This window comes from Algoriphagus sp. oki45 (assembly GCF_036245605.1).
Lineage (GTDB): Bacteria > Bacteroidota > Bacteroidia > Cytophagales > Cyclobacteriaceae > Algoriphagus.
Map to the genome: position 1 here is coordinate 74,808 of NZ_BTPC01000003.1, position 15,414 is coordinate 90,221.

At 44.2% G+C, this 15,414-nt stretch carries 22 protein-coding genes; 2 read left to right on the forward strand and 20 right to left on the reverse strand.

Features of this window, described 5'->3' with window-relative positions; genetic code table 11:
- The first annotated feature begins 698 nt into the window (after nt 1-698).
- Complete coding sequence (gene tnpA, locus AAA942_RS14255) at nt 699-1,145, forward strand: IS200/IS605 family transposase (protein WP_338220966.1); 447 nt, start codon at nt 699-701, stop codon at nt 1,143-1,145.
- 1,111 nt (nt 1,146-2,256) lie between these two features.
- Here the strand turns inward: tnpA and AAA942_RS14260 are convergent.
- Nucleotides 2,257-2,727: a hypothetical protein gene (locus AAA942_RS14260; RefSeq protein ID WP_338220967.1), complete on the reverse strand. Its 471-nt coding sequence runs from the start codon at nt 2,725-2,727 to the stop codon at nt 2,257-2,259.
- A 137-nt stretch (nt 2,728-2,864) separates the two neighbouring features.
- On the opposite strand from AAA942_RS14260, the gene AAA942_RS14265 reads away from it, so the two are divergent.
- Nucleotides 2,865-3,017 (forward strand): hypothetical protein, encoded by a 153-nt coding sequence (locus AAA942_RS14265; protein ID WP_338220968.1) that lies wholly within the window; start codon nt 2,865-2,867, stop codon nt 3,015-3,017.
- Nucleotides 3,018-3,240: 223 nt separating this feature from the next.
- Here AAA942_RS14265 and cysM read toward each other — a convergent pair whose 3' ends face one another.
- The 19 genes from cysM to rplR form a co-directional block, all read right to left on the reverse strand.
- The gene (gene cysM, locus AAA942_RS14270; RefSeq protein WP_338220969.1) at nt 3,241-4,119 is read right to left on the reverse strand and encodes a cysteine synthase CysM; all 879 of its coding nucleotides are present in this window, start codon (nt 4,117-4,119) and stop codon (nt 3,241-3,243) included.
- The gene (gene epsC / locus AAA942_RS14275; protein ID WP_338220970.1) at nt 4,106-4,951 is read right to left on the reverse strand and encodes a serine O-acetyltransferase EpsC; all 846 of its coding nucleotides are present in this window, start codon (nt 4,949-4,951) and stop codon (nt 4,106-4,108) included. Before epsC ends, cysM begins: the two co-directional genes overlap by 14 nt.
- 18 nt (nt 4,952-4,969) lie before the next feature.
- Nucleotides 4,970-5,518, reverse strand: a complete 549-nt coding sequence (locus AAA942_RS14280) for a hypothetical protein (protein ID WP_338220971.1) — start codon at nt 5,516-5,518, stop codon at nt 4,970-4,972.
- Nucleotides 5,499-5,786, reverse strand: a complete 288-nt coding sequence (locus AAA942_RS14285) for an FtsB family cell division protein (protein WP_338220972.1) — start codon at nt 5,784-5,786, stop codon at nt 5,499-5,501. Before AAA942_RS14285 ends, AAA942_RS14280 begins: the two co-directional genes overlap by 20 nt.
- Before the next feature lie 94 nt (nt 5,787-5,880).
- Entirely contained in the window at nt 5,881-7,164 is a 1,284-nt protein-coding gene (eno, locus tag AAA942_RS14290; RefSeq protein ID WP_338220973.1) for a phosphopyruvate hydratase, read from the reverse strand.
- Between the two features lie 22 nt (nt 7,165-7,186).
- Nucleotides 7,187-8,284 (reverse strand): glutamine-hydrolyzing carbamoyl-phosphate synthase small subunit, encoded by a 1,098-nt coding sequence (carA, locus tag AAA942_RS14295; protein ID WP_338220974.1) that lies wholly within the window; start codon nt 8,282-8,284, stop codon nt 7,187-7,189.
- A gap of 117 nt (nt 8,285-8,401) precedes the next feature.
- Entirely contained in the window at nt 8,402-8,929 is a 528-nt protein-coding gene (gene rplQ, locus AAA942_RS14300; RefSeq protein ID WP_338220975.1) for a 50S ribosomal protein L17, read from the reverse strand.
- 5 nt (nt 8,930-8,934) lie between these two features.
- Nucleotides 8,935-9,924, reverse strand: a complete 990-nt coding sequence (locus tag AAA942_RS14305) for a DNA-directed RNA polymerase subunit alpha (protein WP_338220976.1) — start codon at nt 9,922-9,924, stop codon at nt 8,935-8,937.
- Nucleotides 9,925-9,961: 37 nt separating this feature from the next.
- A complete protein-coding gene (rpsD, locus tag AAA942_RS14310; protein ID WP_338220977.1) occupies nt 9,962-10,567 on the reverse strand; it encodes a 30S ribosomal protein S4 in 606 nt (201 codons plus the stop codon).
- Between the two features lie 18 nt (nt 10,568-10,585).
- A complete protein-coding gene (gene rpsK, locus AAA942_RS14315) occupies nt 10,586-10,984 on the reverse strand; it encodes a 30S ribosomal protein S11 (RefSeq protein WP_338220978.1) in 399 nt (132 codons plus the stop codon).
- 15 nt (nt 10,985-10,999) lie between these two features.
- Complete coding sequence (gene rpsM, locus AAA942_RS14320) at nt 11,000-11,377, reverse strand: 30S ribosomal protein S13 (RefSeq protein ID WP_338220979.1); 378 nt, start codon at nt 11,375-11,377, stop codon at nt 11,000-11,002.
- A gap of 2 nt (nt 11,378-11,379) precedes the next feature.
- Nucleotides 11,380-11,496, reverse strand: a complete 117-nt coding sequence (gene rpmJ / locus AAA942_RS14325) for a 50S ribosomal protein L36 (RefSeq protein WP_013927415.1) — start codon at nt 11,494-11,496, stop codon at nt 11,380-11,382.
- 87 nt (nt 11,497-11,583) lie between these two features.
- Nucleotides 11,584-11,802, reverse strand: coding sequence for a translation initiation factor IF-1 (infA, locus tag AAA942_RS14330; protein ID WP_077346329.1), 219 nt, complete (start codon nt 11,800-11,802; stop codon nt 11,584-11,586).
- 1 nt (nt 11,803) lies between these two features.
- Complete coding sequence (gene map, locus AAA942_RS14335; RefSeq protein ID WP_338220980.1) at nt 11,804-12,577, reverse strand: type I methionyl aminopeptidase; 774 nt, start codon at nt 12,575-12,577, stop codon at nt 11,804-11,806.
- Nucleotide 12,578: 1 nt separating this feature from the next.
- Nucleotides 12,579-13,898 (reverse strand): preprotein translocase subunit SecY, encoded by a 1,320-nt coding sequence (secY, locus tag AAA942_RS14340; protein ID WP_338220981.1) that lies wholly within the window; start codon nt 13,896-13,898, stop codon nt 12,579-12,581.
- 4 nt (nt 13,899-13,902) lie between these two features.
- Entirely contained in the window at nt 13,903-14,349 is a 447-nt protein-coding gene (rplO, locus tag AAA942_RS14345) for a 50S ribosomal protein L15 (protein WP_338220982.1), read from the reverse strand.
- Nucleotides 14,350-14,351: 2 nt separating this feature from the next.
- Nucleotides 14,352-14,531, reverse strand: a complete 180-nt coding sequence (gene rpmD, locus AAA942_RS14350; RefSeq protein WP_338220983.1) for a 50S ribosomal protein L30 — start codon at nt 14,529-14,531, stop codon at nt 14,352-14,354.
- 5 nt (nt 14,532-14,536) lie between these two features.
- Complete coding sequence (gene rpsE / locus AAA942_RS14355) at nt 14,537-15,055, reverse strand: 30S ribosomal protein S5 (protein ID WP_206570971.1); 519 nt, start codon at nt 15,053-15,055, stop codon at nt 14,537-14,539.
- A gap of 5 nt (nt 15,056-15,060) precedes the next feature.
- Nucleotides 15,061-15,411, reverse strand: coding sequence for a 50S ribosomal protein L18 (gene rplR / locus AAA942_RS14360; RefSeq protein WP_338220984.1), 351 nt, complete (start codon nt 15,409-15,411; stop codon nt 15,061-15,063).
- Nucleotides 15,412-15,414: the final 3 nt, after the last annotated feature.

Sequence of the window (15,414 nt, forward strand, 5' to 3'; positions counted from 1 at the left end):
TCTGAGTGTAGAATGTTCGTTTGACTAGGCGGAGTTTGCAACTCCGCCTTAATATCCTTTGGAATTTGCAATTCCTGTTGGGCTTTTCATCAAGATCGTTCATCCCGTAGGGATGTTATATAGGTAGAAATTAAGGATTGAGATTATTTATTCGACTCCGCCGCGGCGGATCGGATTGATCTATAGATGATTGTTTTCTACCGATATCAGACCCGTACCGGGTCAGTTCCTATACTGGGTGTAGACTAGGTGTCGGTCTAAGCGTAGTCCCGACAGCTGTACGGGAGCATCTACGCTTTTATATCATTTGGATCCCCTACAACTGTCGGGATGAAATTCCCTTTTCCACAAGTTCAACCCCTTCAGGGTTGCCAAAACCAATAACAACCATTCACTCCTACCCCCGGTTGCACCGGGGGCTATTGAAAAGTTCGATCTCCGCCACAGCGGACAGGCATTTCAGGATCATTTGATTATCACAAAATTTTTCAAAATCATGACCCCTGACAAGGGGTCAAACCTCTCATTAACCGCGGGTGACCCCGATGGCTATCGGGGCCGTGGATAAAAGGATCCGTCATCAATGATTTTCCCGACCCCGAAGCGGGTCGAACTTATTTCCACCTCATTTTTCCCTTGCCATTTTTGAATTATTTGGCGATTTTCAAATCATCTTTTTCAATCAAAACCAATATGTTATGGCCACTCATACCCAACTTTTGTATCACTTTGTTTTCTCCACCAAACACCGAGAACCTACCATCGTACCAGACCAGAAAAAACGACTTTTTGCTTATCTCCACCAACTTTTAACCAATAAAAACTGCCATCTCTATCGAATCAATGGCGTTGAAGATCACCTACACATTTTGACTCATGTCCATCCTACACTATCTATTTCCTCTTTGATCAAAGACATCAAATTAGCTGCAGATGACTTTATAAAAAAAGAAAGCATTTTTCCGAAGTTCAAAGGTTGGCAGGATGGTTATGGTGCTTTTTCAGAGTCGATTAAAGAAAAAAACCGATTAATCAACTACATCAAAAATCAAGAAGAACATCATCGCAAAATTTCATTTAGGGAAGAATACAAGGCTCTTTTGAAAGAACATGAAATTGAATTCGATGAAAAATATCTTTTGTGATTACCTACCAGTTCAACCCCTATCAGGGTTGCCAGATCCAAAAACTATATTCCTTTTTCCCTAGGTTGCACCTAGGGCTATTGAGAGGTTGGATCCTTTCAGGATCATTTAATTATCACAAAATTTTTCAAAATCATGACCCCTGACAAGGGGTCAAACTTTTCAATAGCCGCGGGTTGGTGGGTGAGCTTGCGAACCCCAACCCGTGGAAATCATAGATCAATCATCATGGTTTTCCCGACCCCGAAGTGGGTCGAACTTTAAGGATTGCTTGCCCCCTTCTGGGAGTAGAGCCTTGGTCTAACCGAAGTCCCGACTGCTGTACGGGAGCATCTACGCTTTTATATTTTTCTGGAATTTGCAATTCCATTTTCCTAAAGCTATCATTAGGATTGGGCTAAAGCCAGGAAATCTTGTTGTAGGATTCCGATCCCCCTGCTAAAGCAGGAGGCAAGTCAATTTTTCCCCAGCAGAAGCATGAGGCAAGTAAATTTTTCCCCATCTGAAGTAGGAGACAATTAAAAGCTATGGTACCTGTTTTTGAATTGGAATGTGGCTTTAGCCCATTCAAACCAGAGGATTTTTGTTTCATCGGGCTTTAGCCCAATTCTTTCTTTTGATATTGCTTCGTAGTCGTTTCTCCTTCCCGCCTCATTGGCAGACAGGCTCGCAATGAGGGGTGGGGGTACTTCGGAAGTACCCCTACCCACTTCCGAAGTACCCCAGTTTGCCTTTTTTCTCAACTAGTTCGCCTCGGAGAGAAACCTTTTCGGCAAATCAGCGAACCGGTTCGACTATTCGGTGAAAAAGTTCGGCAGTTCGAGAAACCGGTTTACCGTTTTGCTCGCTCTTTTCGAAGAATTGCTAAACTCTTTCGGCACTTGGGTGAAAAATTTCAGCAAATCGGGAAGCGTGTTCGTCTTTTAGATGAAAAGTTTGGATTCTGAGGCGAAGCGGTTTTCTTTTTATCCAAGAAAAGGGAGTAAACTTCCCAGGGAGTTTGCTTGTGTAGGGAGGTACCAGGTCTTTTTGGGCAGCAGTGCCATAAAAAAGCCGGACGCTTTCGCATCCGGCCCCTGTGTTAAGTGTAATCCGGCAATTTTTCTTTTACTCAGGGAGTTGGAGGAGTTCTTCTTCCCTGCCCCTCAAAGCGTTTTCGCAGGTCCTCGTAGATGGCTTTGGCATCAGGGACATTCATCTTGGCGGCCTGCTTCACCGAATTGTAATAGCTCAGAGCGCTGATATAGGCCTCCGAACCGGCAAGCATGGTCGTATCGCTGAGGGTATCCTCGATCTGCGTACAGAGTCTCAACAGGGGCAGCAGGCCACTGACTGCCTCCCAATCCTTCTCAAATTCCTCCCTCGGGACAAACGGGGGCATAAATTGGGGATTGCTGACTGCATACTCCGATACTTTCCCCACGAAGGGTTCAGTGCCGTCACTCATCTTCGGAATGGTCTTCCGCTGCTCAGGAGTGAGGGCGACTACATAGGGTGCCAAAATACTTTGCACCTGTTCCAGCGCTGCTTTTGCAGCTGCCAAATCCGCCGCTGGGATTTGGATTGAGATTTTGTTCTCCATAAAAATTGAGGTTTTTGTGAAAGAATAGGACGATACAGTAATAAACTGTAGTAAAATTTAGGTAGTGGGAATTAATAAAACAAGAGTTTAGTAGTAAATTTTTAGGAAAGGGAAATTGAGCGTAAAACGTTGAGCGTATGGGGATAACCTTGTATGGCTTGGTGGGTGTTACATGGAGGTCCAAGCCCACCTGTGTCGGGCAGGCCCGCCTGCATCGGGCAGGCCCGCCTGATGAAGGCAGGTCAGGAGACCTGTCCGTCCTCAAGGGGGAATTGAACCAATTGGGCTAAAGCCCATAAAATTGTTTTCTCATTATTTCAGCCTCCAGCTGAAGCAGGAGGCAATACAAGTCAAATAAAATTGGCATTTGAATAGGAATGCGGCTTTAGCCCATTCCCTTCTTAGGTTTTGATTCCAATGGGGCTTGAACCAAGGTGTTTCTGAAACGAACTTTACAACTTTTCAACCTTCCCACTTTCCAACTTCACTAATCTTCAAATTTTAAATTGCCCTTTACCCAAACAAATCCGAGCTCAAATACCGATCTCCCCGGTCACAGGTGATGCAGACGATCAGGCCTTCTTCAAGCTCTTTGGACAATTCTATGGCTGCATGGAGCGCTCCGCCGCTGCTCATTCCCGCCAGGATTCCTTCTTCTTTGGCCATGCGTCGGGTCATTTGGGTAGCCTGTTCTTGGGACACATCGATCACCCGATCTACCCGTTCTTTTTCAAAAATGGCAGGCAAAAAATCCGGGGACCAGCGTCGGATACCCGGGATACTTGATCCATCGGTGGGTTGAGTCCCTACGATTTGAATAGCCGGATTCATTTCTTTCAGGTAGCGGGACACGCCCATGATGGTTCCAGTAGTCCCCATGGCAGATACAAAATGAGTGACTTTTCCCTCGGTATCTCTCCAAATCTCCGGTCCGGTAGTCTTGTAGTGGGCTAGGTAATTATCCGGATTACCAAACTGATTGAGCATAAAATAACCCTCCTCATCCCGCATTTGCTCGGCGAGCGTCCGGGAATACTCGATGGTCTTTGCAGCCGGAGTCAAGATGACTTTCGCACCATAGGCTTCCATGGATAGGACTCGCTCTCTGGTGGAATTGTCCGGCATGATCAAGGTCATATCCAGTCCCAAAACTTTGGCGACCATGGCAAGGGCTATCCCTGTATTTCCGCTGGTAGCTTCGACGAGTTTATCTCCTTTTTTGATATCCCCTCGATCCAAAGCCGACTGCAGCATATTGTAGGCTGCCCGGTCTTTCACACTTCCTCCGGGATTTTGTCCTTCCATCTTGCAGAGGATTTTCACTTTGGGATGGCTAGGAATATGCTCCAACTGGATTAGCGGAGTATTTCCGATCAATTCAAAGAGTCGCATCGATGTCATTTTTGAATACGTACCGGTCGGTCACCAAGCCATCCTCATGATGGATTTGAGTTTGGTAATAGACTTTGGAATGAGCAGGGACAGATTTAGTCAGCCATACATTGCCACCAATCACCGAGTTTTTGCCGATGACGGTATTTCCACCCAAAATAGTAGCCCCAGCATAAATAACCACTCCATCCTCGATAGTAGGGTGTCTTTTGGTATCTGCATCGGCCTTGTCTACACTCAATGCCCCGAGGGTGACTCCCTGATAGATTTTTACCCGATCTCCGATATGGGTGGTCTCCCCAATGACCACTCCTGTACCGTGGTCGATACAGAAATACTGACCGATCGTAGCCCCGGGATGGATATCAATCCCCGTCCGGCTATGGGCAATCTCAGTAATCATCCGGGGAATCAGTTTGATTCCCAACTCATGCAATAAATTGGCTATACGGTAGGCTGCTATCGCATAAAATCCTGGATAGCTGCGCAAAATTTCTGTTTTGGATTTGGCAGCGGGATCTCCTTCAAACATCGCATCCACATCCTGATGCACCCAATCAAAGACTTGCTCCAGCTGATCAAAAAAGGTTTGTGCCAAATCGGAACCTTTTCCTGAGTGCAGATGCTGATTCCTCGAAAGAATTGCCCCTAATTGCTCTCTGAGCAAAATCAGGCGAGCTGAAACCTCTTCTTCTGATTTGACTTTTTGCAGGGCATATTCCGGAAAAAGCAGACCCAGCAATTCCTCAAAAAAGGACTGGATCACCTGTGGAGAGGGGCAATCCGAACAGGATTGATGGGTTTTAAAGATTTTGGATACAAGAGAGTTCATCGATTTGAGGTGCAGTAGCTATAGCACAAAACCCACTCGGATCACATAAGGTTCGGCATAGTAGGAATTTTGGTTGTCATGGAGGACATTGTACAAAAAGGTAAAATTAGCTCCTCCCCTTCTCCCAAACGGCGCAAAGTACCCTCCTCCAATAAACAGCGCATCTGTCCATACTCTTCGAAAAGCCTGTTCGGCTATGCTATAAGTCTCCCAGTTGATATTTTCATATTCAACGTGGGTAAAAATATTCGGAAGTACGTTGTATCGACCGAAAACCCGCCCTCCATAAGAGGACCCATTGGCTCCCTGAAAGCGATTGTCATCATAATACTGGTAGGTAATCCCCGCACCTGCAGAGAGTCTCGGAGTAATCATCACCCCCGCCAAAGGAGAAACGTCGATAAAGGTTACCGTCCCAAATTGAAGGCCAAGATTCCCTCCAAAAAACAGCCTATCCTTCAGGCTGGTGGAATCCCCATAAATCTCCCGCTGGGCAAATGCATCCAGTTGAATAAAGGCAAAGCCTAGAAGAAGAATTGCAAAAACTCTATTTTTCCACGATGACATAGATATCCTCCGTTTGTTTTTTCATGAAATACTTTTCCCTTGCAAACTTCTCCAGAAGCTCCGGATTGCTCATCAATTCTTCCCGTTCTGCTTTGACTTGGGCTTTTTTCTCCAGATAAAACTCCTTTTGATCTTCCAAGTCCCATAGCTTTTTGCTCAGTCGAAATTGATTAATCAGGTTATTGGAATCGATAAAAATCATCCAAAAGAGGAAAAAAGAAGTCGCCAGGACGTAAAAATTGCTGCTGTATTTGAGGATCTTCTTCATGGGATCAATTTGCTAGGTCAAGGTACAAAAATGATGCAAAAAAAGAGGCAATCCGATTGGACTGCCTCTTAAGTGTTTTTCTGATAATGGAATTTTACTTCAATCGTCCTTTGAATACGGCAGAATCACCCAATTGCTCCTCGATTCTCAACAATTGGTTATACTTAGCCATACGGTCAGAACGGGAAGCAGAACCAGTCTTGATCTGTCCGCAATTGGTAGCTACAGCCAAATCTGCAATGGTGGAATCCTCCGTTTCACCGGAACGGTGAGACATCACTGCAGTGAAACCAGCCTTATGAGCCAAGTTCACAGCATTCAAAGTCTCAGTCAAGGTTCCGATTTGGTTTACCTTGACTAGGATGGAGTTGGCAGATTTTTCTTCGATTCCACGCTTCAAGAATTTCACGTTGGTTACAAAAAGGTCATCACCTACCAGCTGCACACGGTCACCGATTTTGGCAGTCAGCATGGCCCATCCAGCCCAGTCTTCCTCAGCGCAACCATCTTCGATAGAATCGATAGGATACTTTTCGGTCAACTCAGCTAAGTAAGCCACTTGCTCTTCTCTGGAGCGAACTTTTCCATTGGGACCTTCAAACTTGGAGTAATCGTATTTCCCGTCTTTGTAGAATTCGGAAGAAGCACAGTCCAAAGCGATAGTGACATCGTCTCCGGGCTTATACCCAGCCTTTGCAATCGCATCCAAGATACAGGCCAGAGCCTCTTCAGTACCTCCGGAGAAGTTGGGAGCAAATCCTCCTTCATCCCCCACTGCAGTGCTGAGGTTTTTGTCATGAAGGATTTTCTTCAAATTGTGGAAAATCTCAGCGCCCATACGGATGGCTTCAGAGAAGCTTGGTGCACCTACGGGACGAACCATGAATTCCTGAAAAGCAATCGGAGCATCCGAGTGAGAACCTCCATTGATAATGTTCAACATGGGAACAGGAAGGGTATTGGCATTGACACCACCAATGTATCGGTAAAGCGGCTGTCCTGCTTCCATAGCAGCTGCTTTGGCCACAGCGAGAGAAACGCCTAGGATGGCATTTGCTCCCAATTTGCTTTTGGTAGGAGTTCCATCCAAATCAATCATGATTTGGTCGATAAGATTTTGCTCAAATACATCCATCCCCACCAATTCCGGAGCGATGATATCGTTGACATTGGAAACGGCCTTGAGAACTCCCTTTCCAAGGTATTTGCTTTTGTCTCCATCTCGAAGCTCTACTGCTTCATTGACGCCTGTAGAAGCCCCACTAGGGACTGCTGCGCGCCCAAAAGCACCATTTTCGGTAAATACGTCTACTTCTACAGTTGGATTACCTCTGGAATCGAGGATTTGTCTTGCATGAATTGATTGAATCAACGTCATAGTTTTAAAAGGTTTATGAAAATTAGTTTTGGTTGATGAGGGCTATAAAATCATCGAATAAGTATCGGGAATCATGAGGTCCCGGGGAGGATTCTGGGTGGTATTGCACCGAGAAAGCCGGTTTATTTTTCAGACGGATTCCTGCTACGGTTTGGTCATTCAGATGCACATGGGTGATTTCCACTTCCGGATTTTGCTCTGCATCCTCTCTTACGATATTGAAGCCATGGTTTTGGGAGGTGATTTCACTTTTCCCGGTCAAGAGGTTTTTGATCGGATGATTGAGTCCACGGTGGCCATGGTGCATTTTGTAAGTTTTGATACCTACTGCCTCTGCGAGAAGCTGATGACCCAAGCAAATCCCAAAAACGGGTTTGCCTGTACCCAAAATTTCTTTTACTGTATCTACTGCATATTCCATTACAGCCGGATCCCCCGGTCCGTTGGATAAGAAGTACGCATCTGGATTCCATTTTTGGATTTCTTCCAGTTTTTCTTTGGCAGGAAAAACCTTACAATAGACTCCTCTTGAGGCAAGGTTTCGTAGGATGTTCTTTTTGATCCCAAAATCCAAACAAGCTACTTTGATGGGAGCATTTTCATCCCCGTAGAAATAAGGCTCTTGGGTACAAACGGTAGAGGAAAGTTCCAAGCCGTTCATATCCGGCACTTTTTCCAATTCCTTCTTCAATCCTTCTAAATTCCCTTCATATTCGGAGCTGATGATGGCATTCATTGCACCTTTGGATCGAAGATGACGGACAAGCTTTCGAGTATCAATATCTGCAATGCCTGTGATTCCATACCGAACCAGATAATCCTGTAGGGATCCAGAAGCATCCAATCTTGAAAATACTTCAGAAAAGCTATTGACCACGATACCTGCCACGCAAGGGTGATCAGATTCGATCTCATCTGCGTGTACCCCATAGTTTCCAATATGGGAGGTAGTCGTGACTACGATCTGTCCAGTGTAAGAGGGATCTGTATAGATTTCCTGATAGCCGGTCATTCCGGTGTTGAAGCAAATTTCACCCCCATTTGTGCCGGGATTACCGATGAGAGTACCATGAAAGGCCGTGCCATCGGCCAGAAGAAGTGTAGCTTTTTGTTTGTTCATTTTGCTTGAGATTGCCCAAAGTTAACCATTTCTTGGGAAGGAGGGTAAGCGTTTAGGGTATAAAAAAAGGATTGAACGAGTGTCCAATCCTTTGTTATGTGAAAGTAAACTTTCAATTTATTTTTCTTCAGTTTCGCCTTCAACAGGAGCTTCAGGAGCACTAGGCTCTTCAGTTTTTGCTTCTGCAACAGGAGCGGCTGGAGCTGCATCTGTAGCTTTGCTTCCGCTGCTTCTTCTGGATCGACGGGTAGTCTTCTTAGCTGGCTTGGCATCCTTGAGCATCAATTCGTTGAAATCAACTAGCTCGATGATACACATTTCAGCATTGTCACCCAATCTGAAACCAGTTTTGATAATGCGGGTATATCCGCCTGGACGAGTACCTACTTTTTCGATTACTTCTCCAAAGAGCGCTTTGATCGCTTCTTTGCTTTTCAGATAAGAGAAAGCAATTCGTCTGTTGTGGGTAGTATCTTCTTTAGCTCTGGTCACCAGAGGCTCAACATACTTCTTCAATTCTTTAGCCTTGGCAAGCGTGGTGGAGATACGCTTGTGAAGAATGAGGGAAGTTGCCATGTTGGAAAGCATTGCCTTCCTGTGAGCGGACGTCCTACCAAGGTGGTTAATTTTCTTTCCGTGTCTCATTTTATTTATTCTTCATCAAGTTTGTACTTAGAAATATCCATCCCGAAGGTGAGTCCTTTCTCTTGGATCAGCTGCTCCAATTCCGCAAGGGATTTTTTACCGAAGTTTCTGAATTTCATCATATCTGAAATCTCCAACTTGGCAAGGTCTCCCAAAGTCTTCACATCAGCAGCTTTGAGGCAGTTGAATGCTCTGACAGAAAGGTCAAGGTCGCTGAGAGAGGTCTTCAACAGCTTACGCATGTGAAGGAATTCTTCATCGATTGGCTCTGGCTCGGCGATACCGGTAGAATCCAAGACCATAGTTTGGTCTGAGAATAGCATGAAGTGCTGAATCAAAATCTTAGCTGATTCCTGGAGTGCTTTCTCTGGATGGATAGACCCATCGGTAGTTACTTCCAAGATCAACTTTTCGAAGTCAGTCTTTTGCTCTACTCGGGTATTTTCTACGCTATACTTCACATTTTTGATGGGTGTGAAGATCGCATCGATTGCAATTTGGCCGAAAACCTGCTCCTTTGGTTTGGATTCTTCAGCTGGCAGATACCCTCTTCCTTTTTCAATAGTCAGTTCAATTTCGAAAACCTTAGACTCGTCAATGTGACAAATCACCAATTCAGGATTGAGTACCTCAAAGGAGGAAGTAAATTTAGCAATGTCCCCTGCGGTGAAAACAGACTGATTTTTGATCTCAACAGTGATTTTGCCGTCGAAAGCCTCATGGACTTTCTTGAATCTCACCTGCTTGAGGTTCAAAATGATATCAGTAACGTCTTCTACTACACCCTCGATGGTGGAAAACTCGTGAACCACACCCGGGATTTTTACGGTAGTGATCGCGTATCCTTCCAAAGAAGAAAGTAAGATTCTTCTTAGGGCGTTACCGATGGTAACTCCATAGCCTTTTTCAAGTGGTTTGAAGGTGAAAAGACCGTGAAAGTCATCTGCTTTCTCCATCACCACTTTTTCAGGCATTTGAAATGCTAGTATGGACATATATTTAGTTCTGTTTTTAGCTGAAAATAGTAAATTATTACTTAGAGTAAAGTTCGACAATGAGCTGCTCCTTGATATTCTCAGGAATATCATCTCTGCCAGGCACACTTACAAACTTACCTGAAAGGGAAGCATTGTCCCACTCCAGCCAAGGATATCTGTTGGCGCCTTTTCCTGCCAAACTGCTGGTAATTGCCTCCAAAGACTTGGAACGCTCCCTTACGGAAACTACGTCTCCAGGCTTTAGGGTATAAGAAGGGATGTTTACCACTTCTCCATTGACAAGGATGTGCTTGTGACCCACCAATTGTCTGGCTCCTCTTCTTGTAGGTGAAATTCCCAATCTGTACACGGTGTTATCCAAACGAGCCTCCAATAGTTGAAGCAAGTTTTCACCGGTGATACCTGACTTTCTGGAAGCGATATCAAACATTTTGGCGAATTGTCTTTCCAATACTCCGTAGATGTATTTTGCTTTCTGCTTTTCGGCAAGCTGGATTGCATATTCAGACTGCTTCTTTCTTCTTCCTCTTCCGTGCTGACCGGGAGGATAGTTTTTCTTCTGAAGCGCTTTGCTATGCCCTTCGATAGGCTCTCCAAATTTTCTGGAGATTTTTGCTTTAGGACCTGTATATCTAGCCATTCTGTTACCTTTTTAAAATTAAACTCTTCTACGCTTTGGTGGACGACAACCGTTGTGCGGAAGTGGAGTAACGTCTACGATGGTAGTCACATCCAATCCAACGTTTTGCAAGGTTCTGATCGCGGATTCACGACCTGCGCCTGGACCTTTCACGAATACTTCGATCTTTCTCAAACCTAGATCGTAAGCAACCTGACCGCAGTTTTGAGCGGCCATCTGTGCAGCATAAGGAGTATTTTTCTTAGAACCTCTGAAACCCATTTTACCGGCAGAAGCCCATGAGATCACTTGACCTGCATTGTTGGTAATAGAGATAATGATATTGTTGAAGGAAGCCTTGATGTGAGCCTGTCCTACAGCTTCTACCTTTACTACTCTCTTTTTACCTTTTGATTTATCGTTTCTTTTCTGAGCCATAATCTAAATCAGGTTTTATTTGGTTGCCTTCTTCTTGTTAGCAACAGTCTTTCTTTTACCCTTCCTTGTTCTGGCGTTGTTTTTGGTACCCTGACCACGCACTGGAAGTCCTTTTCTGTGTCTCAAACCTCTGTAGCAACCGATATCCATCAATCGCTTGATGTTCAATTGAACCTCTGACTTCAGAGCACCTTCAGTTCTGTATTCCTCGGCGATGATATTTCGGATCGCAGTAGACTCATCGTCGTTCCACTCACCTGCTTTTTTGTCAAAAGAAATACCGGCCTTGCTTAAGATCGCACGGGCAGAGCTTCTGCCAATTCCGAAGATATAGGTAAGCCCAATCTCGCCGCGCTTATTGTCTGGTATGTCTACACCTGCAATTCTAGCCATGATTAACCTTGTCTTTGTTTATACTTAGGATTTTTTTTGTTGATGACGTAAAGCTTTCCTTTTCTGCGGATCACCTTGCAGTCAGCACTTCTCTTTTTAATAGATGCCTTTACTTTCATAGGATTGTTATTTTACTTTTTTGCCGCTTTTGTACGAAAAACTAAACCCAATGGTAAATGGATTCGATTTTCCTGATTCTGGTTAGGCTATTTGTATCGATATACTATTCTGCCTTTTGTCAAATCATAGGGAGAAAGCTCCAACTTGACCTTATCTCCGGGAAGGATTTTGATGTAATTCATCCTCATCTTACCGGAAATATGAGCAATCAGTTGATGTCCATTTTCCAGTTCCACTTTAAACATCGCGTTAGACAACGCTTCCGTGATGGTACCGTCTTGTTCGATTGATGTCTGTTTGGCCATATTAGAATTTAAAGATCTCCTCTATGTATTTGTGGGTTGTCAAAACCTCTGTCCTATCTTCAAATATTGCGACGGTATGTTCGTAATGGGCAGAAGGCTTCCTGTCTGCCGTACGAATCGTCCACCCGTCTCTTTCTTGTACAATATTTCGTGTACCTAGATTGATCATGGGTTCGATCGCAATCACCATTCCCTGTTTCAATAAGGGTCCGCTACCTTTTTTGCCATAATTGGGTACTTCAGGAGCTTCGTGCAGCTTTTTGCCTAAACCATGTCCAACTAATTCCCGAACAACAGTGTAGCCTTTGGCTTCTACGAATTTCTGAATGGCAAATCCAATATCACCGATTCGATTACCGGCTTTGGCTGCCTCAATACCCAAATAGAGCGAATCTCGGGTGGCTTTTAATAATTCCAGAACAGCAGGGGAAACCTCACCAATAGGATACGTATAAGCGGAATCGCTATGAAAACCTTGGTGAAAGACTCCACAATCTACTGAGATTATATCGCCATCTTTCAATTCATAATCACTCGGAAATCCATGAACAACAACCTCATTCACAGAAATACAAAGTGATGCAGGAAACCCATTGTAGCCCTTAAATGAAGGTACTGCACCATGGTCCCTGATAAACTCTTCAGCAATTTGGTCAAGAAAAGAGGTCTTTACCCCTTCTTTGATATACTTGGCGATTTCTCCGTGAGCTCTTCCAAGAATATCCGCACTCTGTTTTATTCTATTAACCTCTTCAGAGGTCTTGTAATGAATCATTTTAAGCTACTTGGTAATTAGAAGCACTATTCTTCATATTACCGCTTTTCATCATTCCTTCGTAGTGTCTCATCAAAAGATAACTTTCGATCTGACGTAGGGTATCCATAATCACACCCACCATAATCAAAAGAGAGGTACCTCCATAGAACTGAGCAAACTCCCCGCCTACACCTGCCACTATAGCCAAAGCAGGAAGAATAGCAACTACAGAAAGTAAGATTGACCCTGGAAGTGTAATCTTGGAAATGATCCCATCGATGAACTCTGCGGTAGGCGCACCTGGCTTGATTCCTGGTACGAAACCACCATTTCTCTTCATATCCTCTGCGATTTGCTCCGGGTTAACGGTGATAGCGGTGTAGAAGAAAGTGAAAATAATGATCAAGACGGCGAAGAGTAAATTATACTGCCAAGAGGTAAAATCACTGAAAGTGGTTCCGATGTAATTGGCAATGTCGCTTTCACCAGCCCAAATCTGAGCTACCAAGGCAGGTACAAACATCAAAGATTGAGCGAAAATGATTGGCATAACACCTGAAGCATTCACCTTGATAGGAATATATTGCCTCTGTCCACCATATACTTTTCCACCCACTACTTGCTTGGCATATTGAACTGGAATTCTTCTGGTTGCTTCTGTTAAAGCAACAACTGCAAGAACAACGAAAAACAATACACCTGCTTCAATCAACAACAGTAACAATCCTCCCGATCCTTTTTCAACCACCTCAGCGATAATCGCTCCAGGAAATCTAGAAATGATACCAATCATGATCAGCATGGAAATACCATTGCCGATACCTTTTTCGGTGATTTTTTCACCCAACCACATACAGAACATTGTTCCTGCTGAGAGCAAAACCAAAGAACTGAACATGAAAAGGGAAGTACTGACCATTACTGCCCCTGTAGGAAGGATAGTTGCGGTAACATATCCAATCCCTTGAGCGACTGTAATTGCTATAGTCAGAACTCGGGTAATCTGATTGATTCGTTTTCTACCAGATTCCCCCTCCTTCTGCATCTTTTGGAAATAGGGTACTCCGACAGTTAGCAACTGCAGCACGATGGAAGCAGAGATATATGGCATAATTCCCAAACCGAAGATGGACGCATTACTAAATGCACCTCCAAGGAAAGTGTCAATCAAGCCGAAAATCCCTTCAGGAGCTCCACCCAATTTGCTTGGATCTACCCCGGGAAGAACGATGAATGACCCCAATCGGAAAATGATGAGAAATCCAATGGTATTTAGAATACGCACTCTCAAATCCTCGATCGAGAAAATGTTTTTAACCGTCGAAATAAACTTTTTCATTTACTTAAATCTTATTTACAGTACCACCAAGTTTCTCGATAGCTTCAACGGCTGAAGCTGAAAATTGGTGTGCAGTCACGTCTAATTTGGCTTTCAATTCTCCGCCACCCAATACCTTAATTCTGTCGTTCTTAGAAGCGATGCCATGTGCTACCAAAGCTTCCATATCGATACCAGTCAAGTTGTATTGTTCGGCAAGAATCTGCAAGGTATCCAAATTCACGGGCTTGTATTCAACCCTATTGAAAGATTTAAAGCCAAATTTAGGCACTCGTCTTTGAAGTGGCATCTGACCACCTTCAAATCCGATCTTTTTCTTGTATCCAGATCTTGACTTAGCGCCTTTGTGACCTCTTGTAGAAGTTCCACCTCGACCAGAACCGGTACCACGACCAATTCTTTTTCTGTTTTTGGTAGATCCTTCAGCCGGAGTTAATGTATTCAGTTTCATAATTAAGCTTCCTCCACTTTTACCAGGTGATTCACTTTATTTACCATACCTGCGATCTGAGGAGTATTCTCCACAATCACAGACTTGCTGATACGACCCAGTCCTAAAGCTGCAACAGTTGCCTTTTGATCTTTTGGTCTCTTGATCGTACTCTTAACCTGTGTGATTCTAATCTTTGCCATGATGATTATCCGTTAAAGACTTTAGCCATTTTTACACCTCTTTGCTGAGATACTGCGATCGCATCTCTAAGCTGGACTAAAGCATCAATGGTTGCTTTTACCACGTTGTGAGGATTTGAAGATCCTTTGGATTTAGCCAATACGTCTGTTACGCCAGCTGATTCCAATACTGCACGCATTGCACCACCGGCGATTACACCGGTACCGGCTGCTGCAGGCTTGATCAATACGAAACCTCCACCGAATTTTCCGATTTGCTCATGAGGGATTGTGCCTTTCAAAACCGGTACTTTTACCAAGTTTTTCTTTGCATCTTCGATGCCCTTAGTGATCGCATCAGTCACCTCATTGGCTTTACCCAATCCGTAACCTACTACACCTTGACCATCGCCTACCACCACGATAGCTGAGAAGGAGAATCTTCTACCCCCTTTCACCACTTTGGCTACTCGGTTGATAGCTACTACTTTCTCTTTTAATTCTGTATCTGTAGCCCTAATGGGTTTTCTTCTTACTTGGGACATATCGATTAAAATTTAAGGCCTCCTTCTCTGGCACCTTCAGCCAAAGCTTTTACATTACCATGATACAGGTAGCCGTTTCTGTCGAAGACAACGGAAGAAATTCCGTTAGCTACAGCTCTTTCGGCCAATTTTTTACCCACTTCTTTGGATACTTCAAGTTTGGTGTTAGCCTTTGCACCTAGCTCCTTGGAAGAAGCCTGTGCCAAAGTGTGACCCTTAAGGTCATCCACCAACTGAGCATAAATACCTGTATTACTCTTGAATACAGACAAACGAGGTCTGGAATCAGTACCGGAGATTTTTCTACGGATACCCTGCTTGATTCTAAGTCTTCTGGAATTCTTATTAAATGCCATAAC

Excerpts from the sequence above, each read along its gene's own strand:
- AAA942_RS14305 (WP_338220976.1), bottom strand. The coding sequence starts at position 9,924 with ATGTCCATACTAGCATTTCAAATGCCTGAAAAAGTGGTGATGGAGAAA.
- cysM (WP_338220969.1), bottom strand. The coding sequence starts at position 4,119 with ATGCGACTCTTTGAATTGATCGGAAATACTCCGCTAATCCAGTTGGAG.
- rplR (WP_338220984.1), bottom strand. The coding sequence starts at position 15,411 with ATGGCATTTAATAAGAATTCCAGAAGACTTAGAATCAAGCAGGGTATC.
- rplQ (WP_338220975.1), bottom strand. The coding sequence starts at position 8,929 with ATGAGACACGGAAAGAAAATTAACCACCTTGGTAGGACGTCCGCTCAC.
- rpsM (WP_338220979.1), bottom strand. The coding sequence starts at position 11,377 with ATGGCTAGAATTGCAGGTGTAGACATACCAGACAATAAGCGCGGCGAG.
- rpmD (WP_338220983.1), bottom strand. The coding sequence starts at position 14,531 with ATGGCAAAGATTAGAATCACACAGGTTAAGAGTACGATCAAGAGACCA.
- infA (WP_077346329.1), bottom strand. The coding sequence starts at position 11,802 with ATGGCCAAACAGACATCAATCGAACAAGACGGTACCATCACGGAAGCG.
- map (WP_338220980.1), bottom strand. The coding sequence starts at position 12,577 with ATGATTCATTACAAGACCTCTGAAGAGGTTAATAGAATAAAACAGAGT.
- carA (WP_338220974.1), bottom strand. The coding sequence starts at position 8,284 with ATGAACAAACAAAAAGCTACACTTCTTCTGGCCGATGGCACGGCCTTT.
- epsC (WP_338220970.1), bottom strand. The coding sequence starts at position 4,951 with ATGAACTCTCTTGTATCCAAAATCTTTAAAACCCATCAATCCTGTTCG.
- AAA942_RS14285 (WP_338220972.1), bottom strand. The coding sequence starts at position 5,786 with ATGAAGAAGATCCTCAAATACAGCAGCAATTTTTACGTCCTGGCGACT.
- eno (WP_338220973.1), bottom strand. The coding sequence starts at position 7,164 with ATGACGTTGATTCAATCAATTCATGCAAGACAAATCCTCGATTCCAGA.
- rpsD (WP_338220977.1), bottom strand. The coding sequence starts at position 10,567 with ATGGCTAGATATACAGGTCCTAAAGCAAAAATCTCCAGAAAATTTGGA.
- rpmJ (WP_013927415.1), bottom strand. The coding sequence starts at position 11,496 with ATGAAAGTAAAGGCATCTATTAAAAAGAGAAGTGCTGACTGCAAGGTG.
- AAA942_RS14280 (WP_338220971.1), bottom strand. The coding sequence starts at position 5,518 with ATGTCATCGTGGAAAAATAGAGTTTTTGCAATTCTTCTTCTAGGCTTT.
- secY (WP_338220981.1), bottom strand. The coding sequence starts at position 13,898 with ATGAAAAAGTTTATTTCGACGGTTAAAAACATTTTCTCGATCGAGGAT.
- AAA942_RS14265 (WP_338220968.1), top strand. The coding sequence starts at position 2,865 with ATGGGGATAACCTTGTATGGCTTGGTGGGTGTTACATGGAGGTCCAAG.
- tnpA (WP_338220966.1), top strand. The coding sequence starts at position 699 with ATGGCCACTCATACCCAACTTTTGTATCACTTTGTTTTCTCCACCAAA.
- AAA942_RS14260 (WP_338220967.1), bottom strand. The coding sequence starts at position 2,727 with ATGGAGAACAAAATCTCAATCCAAATCCCAGCGGCGGATTTGGCAGCT.
- rpsK (WP_338220978.1), bottom strand. The coding sequence starts at position 10,984 with ATGGCTCAGAAAAGAAACGATAAATCAAAAGGTAAAAAGAGAGTAGTA.
- rplO (WP_338220982.1), bottom strand. The coding sequence starts at position 14,349 with ATGAAACTGAATACATTAACTCCGGCTGAAGGATCTACCAAAAACAGA.
- rpsE (WP_206570971.1), bottom strand. The coding sequence starts at position 15,055 with ATGTCCCAAGTAAGAAGAAAACCCATTAGGGCTACAGATACAGAATTA.